This window comes from Pseudomarimonas salicorniae, from assembly GCF_023156535.1.
Taxonomy (GTDB): Bacteria; Pseudomonadota; Gammaproteobacteria; order Xanthomonadales; family Xanthomonadaceae; genus Pseudomarimonas; species Pseudomarimonas salicorniae.
This window is the reverse complement of record NZ_JALNMH010000002.1, coordinates 452,084-467,629: the sequence shown is the minus strand read 5'-3', so window position 1 is coordinate 467,629 and position 15,546 is coordinate 452,084. Positions and strand designations below refer to the sequence as shown.

General features: G+C 68.5%; 14 protein-coding genes. 8 read left to right on the top strand and 6 right to left on the bottom strand.

The window, feature by feature from the left end:
- The first annotated feature begins 430 nt into the window (after positions 1-430).
- Entirely contained in the window at positions 431-1,228 is a 798-nt protein-coding gene (locus tag M0G41_RS04440; protein ID WP_248205569.1) for an MOSC domain-containing protein, read from the top strand.
- 139 nt (positions 1,229-1,367) lie between these two features.
- Here the strand turns inward: M0G41_RS04440 and M0G41_RS04435 are convergent, their stop codons facing one another.
- Positions 1,368-1,667, bottom strand: coding sequence for a hypothetical protein (locus M0G41_RS04435; RefSeq protein ID WP_248205567.1), 300 nt, complete (start codon positions 1,665-1,667; stop codon positions 1,368-1,370).
- Positions 1,668-1,933: 266 nt separating this feature from the next.
- On the opposite strand from M0G41_RS04435, the gene M0G41_RS04430 reads away from it, so the two are divergent.
- The 6 genes from M0G41_RS04430 to M0G41_RS04405 all read left to right on the top strand — a co-directional run bounded on the left by M0G41_RS04430 (position 1,934) and on the right by M0G41_RS04405 (position 9,758).
- Positions 1,934-3,352, top strand: a complete 1,419-nt coding sequence (locus M0G41_RS04430; protein WP_248205564.1) for a dihydrolipoyllysine-residue acetyltransferase — start codon at positions 1,934-1,936, stop codon at positions 3,350-3,352.
- 2 nt (positions 3,353-3,354) lie between these two features.
- Complete coding sequence (locus tag M0G41_RS04425; protein ID WP_248205562.1) at positions 3,355-4,497, top strand: mechanosensitive ion channel family protein; 1,143 nt, start codon at positions 3,355-3,357, stop codon at positions 4,495-4,497.
- A complete protein-coding gene (locus tag M0G41_RS04420; RefSeq protein ID WP_248205559.1) occupies positions 4,497-6,074 on the top strand; it encodes a GNAT family N-acetyltransferase in 1,578 nt (525 codons plus the stop codon). The genes M0G41_RS04425 and M0G41_RS04420 overlap by 1 nt, the downstream gene beginning before the upstream one ends.
- 52 nt (positions 6,075-6,126) lie before the next feature.
- Positions 6,127-6,882 carry a LamG-like jellyroll fold domain-containing protein gene (locus M0G41_RS04415; RefSeq protein ID WP_248205557.1) on the top strand — a complete coding sequence of 252 codons (756 nt, stop codon included), beginning with the start codon at positions 6,127-6,129 and terminating at the stop codon, positions 6,880-6,882.
- A 53-nt stretch (positions 6,883-6,935) separates the two neighbouring features.
- A complete protein-coding gene (gene lpdA, locus M0G41_RS04410; RefSeq protein WP_248205552.1) occupies positions 6,936-8,729 on the top strand; it encodes a dihydrolipoyl dehydrogenase in 1,794 nt (597 codons plus the stop codon).
- Between the two features lie 405 nt (positions 8,730-9,134).
- Complete coding sequence (locus M0G41_RS04405; protein WP_248205548.1) at positions 9,135-9,758, top strand: DUF4126 domain-containing protein; 624 nt, start codon at positions 9,135-9,137, stop codon at positions 9,756-9,758.
- On the opposite strand, the gene M0G41_RS04400 is transcribed toward M0G41_RS04405, so the two are convergent.
- Entirely contained in the window at positions 9,755-10,057 is a 303-nt protein-coding gene (locus tag M0G41_RS04400) for a VanZ family protein (RefSeq protein WP_282452646.1), read from the bottom strand. The genes M0G41_RS04405 and M0G41_RS04400 overlap by 4 nt on opposite strands.
- A 218-nt stretch (positions 10,058-10,275) precedes the next feature.
- Positions 10,276-10,509 carry a hypothetical protein gene (locus M0G41_RS04395; protein ID WP_248205541.1) on the bottom strand — a complete coding sequence of 78 codons (234 nt, stop codon included), beginning with the start codon at positions 10,507-10,509 and terminating at the stop codon, positions 10,276-10,278.
- A gap of 200 nt (positions 10,510-10,709) precedes the next feature.
- Here M0G41_RS04395 and M0G41_RS04390 point away from each other — a divergent pair, with 200 nt between their 5' ends.
- Complete coding sequence (locus M0G41_RS04390) at positions 10,710-10,943, top strand: hypothetical protein (RefSeq protein ID WP_248205538.1); 234 nt, start codon at positions 10,710-10,712, stop codon at positions 10,941-10,943.
- Positions 10,944-11,034: 91 nt separating this feature from the next.
- Here M0G41_RS04390 and ggt read toward each other — a convergent pair whose 3' ends face one another.
- From ggt to M0G41_RS04375, 3 genes are all read right to left on the bottom strand, one after another.
- Positions 11,035-12,762, bottom strand: a complete 1,728-nt coding sequence (gene ggt / locus M0G41_RS04385) for a gamma-glutamyltransferase (RefSeq protein ID WP_248205535.1) — start codon at positions 12,760-12,762, stop codon at positions 11,035-11,037.
- Positions 12,763-12,877: 115 nt separating this feature from the next.
- A complete protein-coding gene (locus M0G41_RS04380) occupies positions 12,878-13,786 on the bottom strand; it encodes an AEC family transporter (protein WP_248205532.1) in 909 nt (302 codons plus the stop codon).
- Positions 13,787-14,026: 240 nt separating this feature from the next.
- Entirely contained in the window at positions 14,027-15,316 is a 1,290-nt protein-coding gene (locus M0G41_RS04375; protein ID WP_248205529.1) for a DEAD/DEAH box helicase, read from the bottom strand.
- Positions 15,317-15,546: the final 230 nt, after the last annotated feature.

The following is a 15,546-nucleotide window of genomic DNA, read 5'->3' as shown; positions in this document are numbered from 1 at the left end:
AGCGCCACCAACAACACCACCTCTCCGACATACACTTCCCACTCGCGGGCCGTTCGCATGTTCGCCTCCGTTGGTTGGTCCCAATTAGAGGTTTAACTGCGGACGGCCCGCATAGCATCTACAGTCGGGCTTCGTTGGGCGTCAGCGAGCCCTATAGGGTGTGCCTTGGCGCACCGATACGGGCGTTCGGACGGTACGCCCGGTGCGGCCAGCCGCACCCTATGAATGTCTGCTTTGTGCCATTTCTTGCCGTTCCACCGCGCGCCGCGCGCTGGGGTCGCGAACCCGCAGCCGCCCTTGTGCCCCGCGCGGGCGTCCACAGGACGGCGCTGCAGCTTGCTGCAGCCGGTGCCACGCGTCAGGATCGGGGCACTTTGAAGCCCTGCCGCGACAACCCGCCGCGGAAGACCAGCCCCATAGCGGATCTGCCATGCACGTCTCCCGCCTGTTCATCCACCCCATCAAGTCCTGCGCGTCGCTGGCCGTCGAGCACATGGAGGTGCGCGCACGCGGGCCGCATGCCGACAGGCGCTGGATGCTGGTCGACGAGTCCGGCCGTTTTGTCACCGGTCGCAAGCTGGCCCCCATGGTGCGGCTGCGCGCGGCGCCGATCCCGGCCGGCCTGCAGCTGGGCTGGGACGCGGAAACGATGAGGATCGCCGAGCCCGGCGGCGAGCATGGCCGCTTGCAGGTCACCGTTTGGAAATCCGAGGTCGATGCGGCCCTCGCCGATCCGGCGGTGTCGAGCTGGATCAGCGAACGGCTCGGCGCACCGCTGCGCCTGGTCTTCATGGACGCGCGGTCCGAGCGCTGGGCCAGTCCGGAACGCGCCGGGCCCGGCCAGCCGGTGAGCTTTGCCGACGGCTACCCCTACCTGATGTTTGGCGAATCGGCGCTGGACGCGATGAATGCCCGCATCGACCCGCCTGTGCCGGCCGAGGCGTTCCGTCCCAACATCGTGGTCGCTGGCAATGCTGCCCATGCCGAGGACGGCTGGCAGCGCCTGCGCATCGGCTCGATCAGCTTCCGCCAGACCAAACCCTGCGTGCGCTGCGTGTTCACCACGGTGGATCCGCAGCGCGGCGAACGACGCCCCGATGGAGAGCCGCTGAAGTCATTGCGCGGGTATCGGCTGGCCGAGGACGGCGTGCTGTTCGGGGTGAACCTGGTCGCCGAGTCCTCGGGGATCATCCGGCTGGGTGATCCGGTGGAGGTGCTCGATCAATGAGGGGGTGCAGGCGAGCCTCTACGGTCGCGTTCCTCACGTAGAACGCAGCTTGCTGCGCAGATCCCGGCGCCGCGTGCGGGCGAGCTCGCCCCTACCGTTGCTGTGCGGTCGCGGCCCGGGGCCAGCCCGTCGGCATCGCTCAGACCGGTTGACGGCAGCAGCTGGAGCGCGCGTGCGGCAGGGTGATCAGCCAGCGCAGGCGGGCGGCCTGTTCGGCGCGGATCGGCGTCTCGACGACTTCGGTCTCCGTATTCACCTCAACCTCCAGCGTCTCCACCGGAGAGCCCAGATCGGCGGCCGCGAGGGCGCAGTGCGCGGTGTCGTCCCCGACCCCGGCCGCCATCGGCGTGGCCACCGGCTCGCCGACGGCCACCACCATGCCGGTGGCAAGCAGGGCAAAAAACAGCGGTCGGGTAAGCAGGCGGTGGAAGCGGTTCATGGTGACTCTCCGGTCGGTGACTCCGTGTACGCTGTGACGAAAGCAGCTTCCGTGCCAATGCGATGTGTCTTTTTGTTTCAGTCACTTGCAAGCCAGTCGAGGCTGGGGTCGCCTGTCCGGTTCCGCTTTCGGGCGTCCGTGTCCGGACATCAGGACGCAACCGCCCTCGGCCTGTGACGAAACCGCTGCATACGAATGGCGGCTGGTCGCGGGGCCTCCGCAGCGGCCACAATAGGTGTTCAACGATCACGCCTTGGGAGGGCGCAATGGCCGCACTGAAGGAAGCGCGGGTACCGGACATCGGGGATTTCAGCGGCATCCCGGTGATCGAGCTGCTGGTGGCGGTGGGCGATTCGGTCAAGGTGGACCAGGGACTGGTCACCCTCGAATCCGACAAGGCGACGATGGAGGTGCCGGCCCCCTTCGCCGGCGTGGTCCGCGAGCTCAAGGTCAAGCTCGGCGACTCGGTGTCGGAAGGCAGCGTGGTCGCGATAATCGAGCCCGAGGATGCCGCGTCGGGTGGCGACAAACCCGCCGGCAAGCCGGCCGAGGCCAAGGCGGAGCAGAAGAAATCCGACGAGAAGCCGGCCGATGAGAAGCAGGCCGATCAGAAGCAGGCCGAAAAGAAGAAGCCGGAGAATCGGCCGGATGCATCGGCGAAGGCCGAGTCTTCGGGCCAGGGCGGCAAGACCTCGGAGCCTTCGCGCCAGGACGCCCCGACGCGCAGCCCGCCGGTCAGCTTCGGCGCCGACAGCGTGGCCCCCGACAAGGTCCCCTACGCCAGCCCGGCGGTGCGCCTGTTCGCCCGCGAGCTGGGCGTCGACCTTGGCGAGGTCAAGGGCAGCGCGCGCGGCGGACGGATCACCCGCGAGGACGTGCAGGGTTTCGTCAAGGGCGTGATGCAGGGCGGCGCGCGCGCCTCGGGCGCTGCCCCGGCCGGCGGCGGCAGCGGGCTCAGCCTGTTGCCCTGGCCGAAGGTCGACTTCTCCAAGTTCGGCGAGACCGAGAGCCAGCCGCTGTCGCGGATCAAGAAGATCTCGGGCGCCAATCTCGCCCGCAACTGGGCGATGATTCCGCACGTCACCCAGTTCGAGGAGGCCGACATCACCGAGATGGAGGCCTTCCGCAAGCGCATGGGCGAAGAGAGCAAGGAGACCAAGCTCACCCCGCTGGTATTCCTGATCAAGGCCGCGGTCGCCTCGCTGCGCAAGTTCCCCAGCTTCAACGCTTCGCTCGACGAGACCGCCGAGAACCTGGTGCTGAAGAAGTACTTCCACATCGGCATCGCGGTCGACACGCCGAACGGCCTGGTCGTGCCGGTGATCCGCCACTGCGACCAGAAGGGCCTGCTGCAGCTGGCCGCGGAGCTCGGCGAGATCAGCAAGAAGGCGCGCGACGGCAAACTCGGTCCGGCCGACATGTCCGGCGGCTGCTTCTCGATCAGCTCGCTGGGCGGCATCGGCGGCACCGCCTTTACGCCGATCATCAACGCACCGGAGGTCGCCATCCTCGGCGTTTCCAAGTCGCAGATGAAGCCGGTGTGGAACGGCAAGGAGTTTGCCCCGCGGCTGATGCTGCCTTTGTCGCTGTCCTACGACCATCGGGTCATCGACGGCGCCGAGGCGGCGCGCTTCACCGGCTACTTCGCCCAGCAGCTGGCCGACCTGCGCCGGCTGCTGCTCTGACCGTGGCCGGCACCGCCCCGGCGCCGGCCGCCGGCGCTCCCGCCAGGCAGGCGGAGGCGGCCCCGGCCGCGAGCGAAGGCCTCGGCGATCACGTCAGCTGGGCCTGGGATCTGCCGCTGATGCAGCTGGGAGAGGTGGCGCTCACCCCCGGCAAGCTGACCCTGGCTGCGCTGGCGCTGCTGGTCGCCTTCCTGGTGTCGGCGATCCTGCGCCGCGGGCTGTCGCGGGTCGAGTCGCGCAGCACCGACGTCAACCGCCGGGCGGCGCTGTACGCGGTTGGCCGCATCGTCCACTACACCGCGCTGATCATCGGCGCCATCCTGGCGCTGGAGCTGATCGGCGTACCGGCCAGCCGCTTCGCGGTGTTCGCCGGCGCCATCGGCGTCGGTCTCGGTTTCGGCCTGCAGGCGATCTTCAACAACTTCGTCTCCGGCCTGATCCTGCTCTTCGACCGCTCACTCAAGGTCGGTGACTTCGTTGAGCTCGAATCCGGCGTGCACGGCGAGGTGCGCGATATCCAGATCCGCGCCACCCGCATCGTCACCAACGACAACCTCGACATCCTGGTTCCGAACGCCGAGTTTGTCTCCGGGCGGGTGGTCAACTGGACCCACCGCGATGTCTCGCGCCGGCTCAAGGTTCCGTTCGGGGTTGCCTACGGCTCGGACAAGGAGCGGGTCAAGAAGGCTGCGCTCGAGGCCGCCGCCGAGGTGCCCTTCACCCTCGAGCAGGACGGCCGCCGCGGGCCGCAGGTCTGGCTGGCGGGCTTTGGCGAGAGCAGCCTCGACTTCGAGCTGGTGGTCTGGCTGACAGCCGAGGCGACCAAGCGACCGGGCGCGGTGCGCGCGGCCTACAACTGGGCGCTGGAATCGGCGCTCGCCCGGCACGGTCTGGAGATTCCCTTCCCGCAGCGCGACCTGCATGTGCGCAGCTGGCTCGGCCGCACCGATCGGCCCGACGCCGCGGCCAACAAGGAGGCGGATACGCCCTCGCTGCCCGCCGAATTGCGCGAGGAGCTCTCGCGCAATGATGCGCTGGTCGACGCCGAAGGGGTTTCGGCCAAAGCGGCCGAGGAGGAGCGCGAGGCCGCCGAGGAAGAGCAGGTGCCGCCGGAACGACGGCCCAAGGACAAGGAGTCCCGATGATGAGCGAGAAAGACCCTCAACAGCCGCCGCGCCGCCGGGCGCTGCTGGGCATCCGCCAGGCCGATCGCCGCGACATCGAGGCGATCGTCGCCCTGTCAGCGCGGGTCTACGGCGATGATTTCTGCTACCTGCCGGAAATGGTTACGGGCCAGCTCTCGCACTTTCCCGAGGGGCAATTCGTCGCCGAGTACCAGGGCCAGATCGTCGGCTACTGCTCGACCTTCCGCATCGCCGGCGACATCGCCCTGAAGCCGCACACCTGGCGCGCGATCACCGGCGGCGGCTATGGCTCGCGGCACGACCCCGAGGGCGACTGGCTGTACGGCATGGAGGTCTGCGTCGACCCGGCGCGGCGCGGCCTGCGCATCGGCCGGCGCTTCTACGACGCGCGCAAGAAGCTGTGCATGGACAAGCGCCTGCGCGGCATCGTCTTCGGCGGCCGCCTGCCGGGGCTGTCGAAGAAGATCAAGAAGTACGGCACGCCCCAGGCCTACGCCGAGGCGGTCCAGGCCGACAAGCTGCGCGACCCGACGCTCAGCTTCCAGCTGCGCAACGGCTTCGAGCTCATCGGCCTGCTCAAGGACTATCTGCCCTCGGATCGCGAGTCGCTCGGCTGGGCCGCCCACCTGGCCTGGCGCAACCCGCAGCAGGCCGAGCACCCGGTCGTTGCCGCGGTGCAGGAGCGCGGCCGCCTGCCATCGGTGGTGCGCGTGGCCAGCGTGCAATACCAGCAACGACGCATCGCCACCTTCGAGGAGTTCGCCAACCAGGTCGAGTACTTCGTCGACGTCGCCGCCGACTACAACGCCGACTTCGTGGTCTTCCCCGAGCTGTTTACGCTGCAGCTGCTCAGCGTCGAGAACCAGAAGCTCTCGCCCGCCGACTCGATCCGCTCGCTGACCAGCTACACCGAGCGCTACTGCGAGCTGATCTGCAAGCTGGCGGTGAAGTACAACATCAACCTGATCGGCGGCACCCATCCGACCCGCATGCCGGACGGCGACATCCACAACAACTGTTACGTCGCCCTGCGCGACGGCTCGCTGCACGTGCGCGAGAAGCTGCATCCGACCCCGAACGAGCGCCACTGGTGGAAGATCACCGGCGGCGAGGGCGCGCAGGTGATCATGACCGACTGCGGACCGATCGGCATCATGATCTGCTACGACAGCGAGTTCCCGGAGCTCGGCCGCCATCTCACCGACCAGGGCGCGCTGATGCTGTTCGTGCCCTTCTGCACCGATGTCCGCCAGGGCTACCTTCGGGTGCGCTACAGCTGCGCGGCGCGGGCCATCGAGAACCAGTGCTATGTGGTGCTTTCGGGCAACTGCGGCAATCTCCCCGGGGTCAACAACTTCGATATCCAGTACTCGCAGACCTGCATCCTCACGCCCTGCGACTTCCCCTTCGCCCCGGACGGCATCGCCGCCGACACCTCGCCAAACGTCGAGGCCGTGGCCTTTGCCGACCTGCGCCTGGATTCGCTGCTCGAGGCCCGCGCCTCGGGCACGGTGCAGAACCTGAAGGACCGCCGCCACGACCTGTACCAGCTGAGTTGGCGGCGCAGCTCGTACTGACGCACTCCGCCGCCATCCGCCCGCGATGAACCGGAAGAAGGACCCATTGACCATGCGCCCCAGCCTTACTGCCGTTGCGCTCCTCCTGCTTCTCCACGCCTACGGCACCAACGCCGCCGACTTTGCCGCCAAGGGCGTCGCGCCGCCCACGCCCGTCGCGGACTACGATTTCCTCGGCTGGCTGGGCGATGCACTGGGCAACGGCCCGGTGCTGGAGCGCATCGGCGGCCCGGGCACCGGCTACGTCGAGGTCACTGCCGACGGCAATACCCGCCTGGTGTTGAGCGTGCCCGAGGGCGCGGGACTTCGCCTGGCGAGCGGTCCACTCCTGCCGCTCGATACCTACTCGATCGCCATGATCGTCAGCCTGTCCAGCACAAACAGCTATGCCAAGCTGCTCGACACCAATGCGCTGACCGTGGACTCCGGCCTGTATGCACGGAACAACCAGCTGCGCTACTACACGGCGGGCCAGGCCACCTCCACCAGCTTTCCCGACGGCGTGCTGCGCCAGGTCGTGGTCACCCGCGCTGCCAACGGGACCTATACCGGCTACCTCGACGGCTTCCAGCAGTTCAGCTTCGATGACAGCACTGCCGGCCAGGGCACTCCGATCAGCGCGCAGCGCCTGCTGCACTTCCTGCGCGACGACGACATAACCGGCAACTCGGAAGAGAGCAACGCGGTGATCCACCGCATCCGCCTGTTCGATTCGGCGCTGTCCGCAGCGCAGGTCGCGGCGCTGGAGGCCAACCGCGGCGATCTGGTCAGCCTGTTCCGGCGCGGAAACTTCGAAAGCACCCCCTGACCGCACCACGCCGGCGCCCCCATCCACCATTCCAATGCAGCCTGGAGCACAGCATGGCCACCATCGAAGTGAAGGTTCCCGACATCGGTGATTTCAGCGACATCCCGGTGATCGAGCTGCTGGTCAAGCCGGGCGAGTCGGTGAAGAAGGACCAGGGCCTGCTGACCCTGGAATCGGACAAGGCGACCATGGAGGTGCCCTGCCCGGCGGACGGCGTGATCAAGGAACTCAAGGTCAAGGTCGATGACCGGGTCTCGGAGGGCAGCGTCGTGGCCCTGCTCGACACCGAGTCTGCCAGCGAGGCGAAGCAGGGCGGCGGCGCCGAGCCCTCTCCGGAGAAAAAGGCGGAGTCTGCGCCGCCCTCCTCGACCGAAGCCAAGGAGACCGCCAAGGACGCGCCGGCTCCGAAGGCTGCCAGCGCCTCGGGGCGCAAGGCCGACATCGAGTGCCGCATGCTGGTGCTGGGCGCCGGCCCGGGCGGCTACACGGCGGCCTTCCGCGCCGCCGATCTTGATCTCGACACCGTCTTGGTCGAGCGCTATCCCAGCCTGGGCGGCGTCTGCCTCAACGTCGGCTGCATCCCGTCCAAGGCCCTGTTGCATGCGGCGGCGGTGATCGATGAGGCGGCCCACGCCAAGGACTTCGGCGTCAGCTTCGGCGCGCCGAAAATCGACCTCGACGCCCTGCGCGGCTACAAGGAAAAGGTGGTCGGCCAGCTGACCAAGGGTCTGGCTGGCATGGCCAAGCAGCGCAAGGTGCGCACCGTGCAGGGCGTCGGCCGCTTCCTCTCGCCGAACGAGGTCGAGGTGGAGGGCGAGTCGGGCAAGCAGGTGATCCGCTTCGAGCAGTGCATCATCGCCGCCGGCAGCCAGCCGGTGAAGCTGCCCGGCTTCCCCTGGGATGACCCTCGGGTGATGGACTCGACCGACGCGCTGATGCTCGCCGACATCCCGAAGAAGCTGCTGGTGGTCGGCGGCGGCATCATCGGCCTTGAGATGGCGACGGTCTATCGCGCGCTTGGCAGCGAGGTCACCGTGGTGGAACTGCTGGATCAGCTGATGCCGGGCGCCGACAAGGACCTGGTCAAGCCGCTGGCCGACCGCCTGAAGAAGCTCGACGTGTCAACGCATCTGAAGGTGAAGGCGGCTTCGGTCAAGGCCGAGAAGAAGGGCATCAAGGTCGAGTTCGAGGGCGACAACCTGCCCAAGGACAGCCTGTTCGACCGCGTCCTGGTCTCGGTCGGTCGCGCCCCCAACGGCGGCAGGCTGGATGCGGACAAGGCCGGCGTCAGCGTCACCGAGCGCGGCTTCATCCCGGTCGACCGGCAGATGCGCACCAATGTGTCGCACATCTTCGCCATCGGCGACCTGGTCGGCCAGCCGATGCTGGCGCACAAGGCCACCCATGAGGGCAAGCTGGCTGCCGAGGTCGCCGCCGGCGAGAAGAAGGAGTGGGTGGCGCGGGTGATTCCGTCCGTGGCCTACACCGACCCGGAAGTCGCCTGGGTCGGCGTCACCGAAACCGAGGCCAAGGAGAAGGGCCTCAAGGTCGGCGTTGGCAAGTTTCCCTGGGCGGCCTCGGGCCGCGCCATCGGCATCGGCCGCACCGAAGGCTTCACCAAGCTGATCTTCGACGAGGCGACGCATCGGATCATCGGCGCGGGCATGGTCGGCCCGCACGCCGGCGACCTGATCGCCGAGGCCGGCCTGGCCATCGAGATGGGCTGCGAGGCCGCGGACATCGGCCACACCATCCATCCGCACCCGACCCTCAGCGAATCGGTCGGCATGGCAGCCGAGGTCTATGAGGGAACGATCACCGACCTGTACATCCCGAAGAAAAAATAGCGCGCAGGGTCTGCAACCGCTTGGCCATCGGGTGCGGCTTGACCGCACCGATCACGACGCCCGAAGGACCGTTCCGGCGTAAAAAGGCGAACAAGGGGGCGCGAACCGGACATTCGCCACCGACCCCGATCGGGCGGGCTTTTCGTAGGACCGGACATGGCCGCGACCGCGGAGGTTTGCTCTGGCCGCGGTCTGTGGAGAACACGTCACGCCGCGGTCGCGCCCAGGTGCGCTCCACAGTCGGGCTTCGTTGGGCGTCGGCGAAGCCCCATAGGGTGTGCCTTGGCACAGCGATACGGGCGTTCGGACGGTACGCCCGGTGCGGCCAGCCGCACCCTATGAATGTCTGCCTTGCGCCGCAATCCGTCATTGGCCCTTCCGCCACCCACCCGCTAAGCTCGAAGCATGGACACCCTGACTGAATTGAGCGTCGCGGCGGCCCTTGCGTGGGGGAGCGGGCTGCGGCTGTACGCGGTGGTGTTCCTGGCCGGGGCGGTGCAGCGGATGGGCTGGGTGGCGCTGCCGGGGGATCTCGCCCTGCTGGCCGGGGATCCGTTCCTGATCGCCGCGGGAGTGCTCCTGCTCGGCGAGTTCATCGCTGACAAGGTGCCGGCCTTCGATTCGCTCTGGGACGGGCTGCAGACGTTCGCGCGGATCCCTGGCGGCATGGCGCTGGCCTGGGCGGCGCTCGGCGAGCATGGAGCCTCGGCCCAGCTGGCCGCCGCCCTGCTGGGCGGCAGCATCGCCGGCATGACCCATCTCGGAAAGAGCGGGGCGCGGGCGGCCATCAATCATTCACCGGAGCCGTTCTCCAACTGGACAGCCAGTTTCGCCGAGGATGGTCTTGTCATCTTCGGGCTGTGGCTGGCCTGGCAGCATCCCTGGATCTTCCTGATCCTCCTGGCCCTGTTCCTGCTCGTACTCGCCTGGTTGCTGCCCAAGCTCTGGCGACTGTTGCGGGCGACGATGCGCCGACTGAGGCAGTTTCTCGCCCGGCAGCAGGACGGCGCCGGGGCCCGTCTCGGCTAGTCACGGCGCTCCAGGCGAGCCAGGCGAGCCAGGCGGACTTCCAGCGCGGCCCAGGCCGCCGGCAGCGCGGTAAACGCCAGCAGGGTGCCAAGCGTGGTGCCCAGGGCATTGGCCAGCAGATCTCCAATTTCGGCGCTACGCCAGGGCAGCAACGCCTGCGTGGCCTCGACCAGGGCGCCGAAGCAGAGCAGCCAGAGAACGGCCAGCGCACGAGCGCGTGGGCGACGGAACACGGCGACTGCGAAGGCGGCAAGCCCCAGATGTGCGAGTACATGGCCCCACTTGTCCCAGTGCGGCATTGGAGCAGGGGCTTCGGGCAGGGGTAGCAGCGAAGCGCCAAGAACGCCCAGCTGTGCCGCTGCGAACAGCCATCGGCCAAGAGATGGAGGGCTAGGGCGTTCGTCGGCAGTCAATGCGGGTGAAGTCGCTGGGGCGGGGCGCCATCATGCCTGCCTCGCGTGGAATGCGAGGCGGTCAAGATTCACGCTGCAGCGAATGGCGGGATGCAGGCGTGCGCTCAGGCCGCCAGCCGGGTGACCTCAAGCGCCTGGAAATCCTTGGCCAGGGCCTTCAGTTCATCGGTCTGGCTGTCCTTCAGCGGAGCATCGCCGACGGCCATGACCCGGACCTCCCGGTCCCTGCGGTCACAGGCCATGACGGGCGTCTGGCGGGCGCTGATCTCGTCGACCTTGTGGACGAACTCCTCGGCCTGATATTCGCTGGCGAACTTGGCGAGTACACCGGAAGCCATCTTCGCACCTCTGCTTTTGCCACCCCGACTCTCGGCGGGACGGCCTGCTTGGATTCACCTTGATGCTAACGCCGGGCGGTGGCCGCAGCCTGAATCTCCGGCAAAGCCCGGCCCCGGGTGCTTGGCCCGGGTGCGTCCTGCGTCCGCGCCGGTGCTAGTCTTGAAGATCCTCCCGTAACGCTCTTTCGCTGGAGGTCGCCATGGCTCATCTCTACACGTATGAACTGCCCGACGGGCAGGCCGTGATCCGCTCGTTGGCCGAGCACGACTGGGGGGTCGCCTTCGAGGGCAATCCTTTCATCGGCCACTTCCCATCGCCTCAGGCCGCCCTCAACGCGGTGCGCAACGGCGAGGCGAAGTGGAGCGGCCCTCCGGGCACCTCCCCGGCTGATCGACTGCCCGCCCTGCTGGGGCAGTGGAGCGCCCCGCAGTAGCAGCCTCGCGGATCGCCTCAGGCCCGGCAGGCGGCCGTTGTCAGGCTGCCCGCAAGGCGCGCTGGGTGGCGGGACATGGATCGGCGCCTCGTCAGTAGCCGGCTGCCTGCCCATCCTTGCGGCTTTCCGAAGCTCCTGCGTAGACGCCGGATGCCGGATCGCGGGCGATGGCCTGATAGCCGCCGAACGGCCCGACCGCGACCTGCAGCCGGTGGCCGCGCTTGGCCAACTCGCGCTGGACGTCGTAGCCGAAGCCCGACTCCAGGTTGAGCACGCCGCCGTCGCTCATCTCGCTGAGCTGGCCGGCCGGATCGGTGCTGCCGTCGTGGTGGATACGCGGTGCGTCTCCGGCCTCCTGCAGGTTCATGCCGAAGTCGACCAGGTTCATGACGATCTGCGCGTGGCCCTGCGGCTGCATGGCGCCGCCCATGAGTCCGAAGCTGACCCAGGGTTTGCCGTCGCGGGTGATGAAGGCGGGGATGATGGTGTGGAAGGGGCGCTTGCCCGGCGCGAAGCTGTTCGGGTGGCCGGGCTTGAGCACGAACTGCTCGCCGCGGTCCTGGAAGATGAAGCCGAGGCCGGGCGGGGCCATGCCACTGCCCATGCCGCGGTAGTTGGACTGGATCAGGGAGACCATCATGCCGTCCTTGTCCGCCGTGGTCAGATAGATGGTGTCGCCCTGGTTCAGTACCTTGCCGGCATCGACGGCCCGGGCCGCGCGCTGCGGGTCGATCAACTCGCGCCGCTCGGCCGCGTAGTCCTTGGAGATCAGCTTTGCGACCAGCGCCTCGGCCGCCTTGCGGTCGGCGCCGGGGAAGAAGTCCGGGTCGGCGTACCAGCGCGCGCGATCGGCGAAGGCCAGCTTCTTGGCCTCGACAAACAGGTGGATGTGCTCGACGCTGCCGAAGGCGATCTTCGAGAAGTCGAAGCCCTCGAGGATATTGAGGATCTGCAGGGCGGCAATGCCCTGGCCATTCGGCGGCAGCTCCCAGACGTCGACGTCGCGATAGCGGGTGGACACCGGCTCGACCCACTCGCCTTCGTGGGCGGCGAGGTCCTCGTAGCGCAGGAAGCCGCCATGGGCCTTGAAATAGGCATCGATCCGGCGCGCGATCTCGCCCTTGTAGAAGGCATCGCGTCCGCCCTCGGCAATCGCCGACAGGGTGCCGGCGAGGTTGGGGTTCTTCCACAGCTCGCCCTTGCGCGGCGCGCGGCCGTCGATGGTGAACTGTTCGGCAAAGCCCGGCCATTTCGACAGCACCGGCACCGAGCGGTCCCAGTAGTAGGCGATCACCTCGTGCACCGGATGCCCTTCGCGGGCGTAGCGGATCGTCGGCGCGAGGACCTCGGCCATCGGCAGCCGGCCGAAGCGGCCGTGCAGGGCGAACCAGCCGTCCACTGCGCCGGGTACGGTCACCGGCAGCGGCCCGTGCGGCGGGATGTCGGCATAGCCATTTTCCTGGAACCACTGCAGCGACAGCCCCTTGGGCGAGCGGCCAGAGCCGTTGTAGCCATGAAGTTTGCCGGTCTTCGGATCCCAGACGATGGCGAACAGGTCGCCGCCGATGCCGTTGCCCGTGGGCTCCATCAGTCCGAGCGCGGCATTGGCGGCGATCGCCGCATCGACGGCGCTGCCGCCGGCTTTCATCACGTCGAGCGCGACCTGGGTGGCCAGCGGGTGCGAGGTGGCCGCCATGGCCTGGGTAGCAAACACCTCGGAGCGGGTGGCGAAGCTGCGATCTGAGATACGGTCCACGGCGGTGGCCTGCAAAGGCGAGAGGAACAGGGCCAGCAGCGAAGCGGCGGCAAACAGGCGCATCGTCGAACTCCTCGGGGTCAACGGGCCGATGATAGTGCCCACCGCCGTGTAGCGCGCCGTGAATACCGCCTCGGCAGCGGCCCGGACGAGTGCCGCGCGCGTCGCGACGAGCTGCTCAGCCGGCCAGCCACCAGCGCCAGCCGAGCAGGGTGAGCAGCGAGAGCGGGATACCGAAGCCCACCAGGGCGGCGGCCAGCCCCGGTGCGAGCCGATGCGAGATGGCCAGCGCACTGGCGGTGATCATCGGGGCCATCGCCGACTCCAGCACCACCGCCTGCCGCATCAGCGGTGCCATCGGAATCAGCGCGGTAAACAGCCAGGCCGCCAGCGGCAACACCAGCAGTTTCGCCGCGAGGCCAAAGGCGAGCGGACCGCGCTCGCGGGCAGGAATGCGGAAGCGCAGCTGCAGGCCGATGGCCAGGGTCACCACCGGGAGCAGGGCGTCGGAAAGCCGCGCGAGCAGCCGCTCAAGCGCCGCGGGAGGCTCGGAAGGCATGACCGTCAGCGCGATGATCAGGGCGATGAAGGGCGGAAACCGCAGCACCCGCCGGCCGATATCGGCCGCGGTGGGCGGCGCGTCGCCGCCGTAGCGCGCCAGCACCCACAGCCCCCAGCTGCTGAGGATCAGGAAACTGCCGAACTGATCGTAGGCCACGGCATAGGGCAGGGCATCGGTGCCGAGAAAGGCCTCGGTCAGTGGATAGCCCAGGAACGAGGTGTTGCCGAGTGGAATGCACAGCAGCAGCACCGCCTTCTCGTCCTCGCGCAGCGACATCAGCCGGCCAGCCAGCCAGACCAGGGCGATGCTCAGCCCCAGCAGGATCCAGGGCACCGCCATCAGGCCGAGCAGGGCACTGTCGAACTGCAGCTGCGGTGCAAAGCGCAGCACTGCCGCCGGCAGGCAGACGTTCAGCGCGAACTGGTTGAGTACCTCGGCACTGTTGTCCGGCAGCAGCCGAAGCCGCGCGCAGACCACGCCGGCCGCGATCATCAGGCCAATCAGAAGAAAGGAATCGAGCGCCATGCACAGACGATAGCGGACCGCGCAGCGCGGGTGCAGCCCGGCGGGGTGCGAGGCCGGTCAGGCCGCCAGGCGATCGGCCGATCGCTCGACTCGGGCGCGGACCGGACAGGCAGAAGGCGCGCCTCGGGCGCACCCTATGGGCATGCCTCAAAGCGCGCCGACCGATCTTCGCGCCGGCGCCATGCCGTGGCGAACGGTGTGTGGTGCGACACCCCGCGGCTCGCGCGGGGCGCTCGGCGGTCAGGCCTGGCCGCGTTGGCCGCCGGCTTCGCGGCGGCGCTGCTGGCCGCGGCCGGGCTGGCCGCCGGGACGCGGGTGATGACCGGGGCGACCATTACTCTGGGGGCGGCGCGGGGCATTGCTGCGATGGCTCCCCGGCGCGGTCAGCTTGAGCGGCTGCGTCGGCACGAACCCATCGATCTCCACGCGTGGAATCTCGTTGCCGAGCAGGCGATGGATGGCGCGCAGGCGGTCGGACTCGTCCTGGCAGACCAGCGAGATCGCCTGGCCGCTGCGGCCGTTGCGGCCGGTTCGGCCGATGCGGTGCACGTAGTCCTCGGCAACCATCGGCAGCTCGTAGTTGATCACCACCGGCAGGTCGTCGATGTCGATGCCGCGGGCGGCGATGTCGGTCGCGATCAGCAGGGTGACCGCGCCCTTCTTGAAACCATCGAGGGCACGGACGCGGGCGTTCTGGCTCTTGTTGCCGTGGATCGCCATCGCCTTGTGGCCGGCCCGCTCGAGGATCGTACACAGCTTGTCCGCGCCGTGCTTGGTGCGGGTGAAGATCAGCCGCTGCTGGCGGCTGTCGGTGGCCAGGAGGTGCAACAGCAGCTCCTTCTTGGCCGCCATGTCGACCGGATGCACGCGGTGCTCGACGCGCGGCGCGGTGGTGTTGGCCGGCGTGGCCTGCACTTCCGCGGGCTGCTGCATGAACTGCTGGGCCAGCTGCTTGATCTCGCTGGCGAAGGTCGCCGAGAAGAGCAGGGTCTGGCGCTGCTTGGGCAGCACGGCGAGGATTCGCCGCATGGCCGGCAGGAAGCCCATGTCGAGCATGCGGTCGGCTTCGTCGAGCACCAGCGCCTCGACCTTCGACAGGTCGATGGTGCGCTGTTGCATGTGGTCGATCAGCCGGCCCGGCGTGGCGACCACGATCTCGACGCCGCGACGCAGTGCCTCGACCTGCGGCTGCATGCCGACACCGCCGAAGATCGTGCAGCTGCGCATGCGCAGGTGCTGGCCGTACTCCTTGAGACTCTGCTGGACCTGCAGGGCGAGCTCGCGGGTTGGCGTCAGGATCAGGGCACGCGGCTGGCGCGGGCTGGCGGCGCCGCCCGGAGCGAGTCGCTGCAGCAGCGGCAGGGAAAAGGCCGCGGTCTTGCCGGTACCGGTCTGCGCGCCGGCGAGCAGGTCGTGGCCGGCGAGGACGGTGGGAATCGCGAGCTGCTGGATTTCCGTAGGCTGGTGATAGCCAAGACCATCGAGCGCGCGCAGCAGGGCCGGGTCGAGGCCCAGGGAAGCAAAGGACATGAAAGTACTCCAAGATAGATCCGGAGCGCTCCCACACCACGCAGCCGACATTGAGGGTCCGCCGCGAAGCGTACGGACGCAGGGACTCTGTCGAGGCCAAGGGACGAGGGGCGAGGGGCGGCCCTGCAGGGCTGCCGCGATCGGGCTCGGAAGGGGATGGCCGGAAATCGACGGACGTCTAAGCGCCGCGCACTATACGTGAGCGCCGGTGCCGCCGCCAGCGCGGAGGC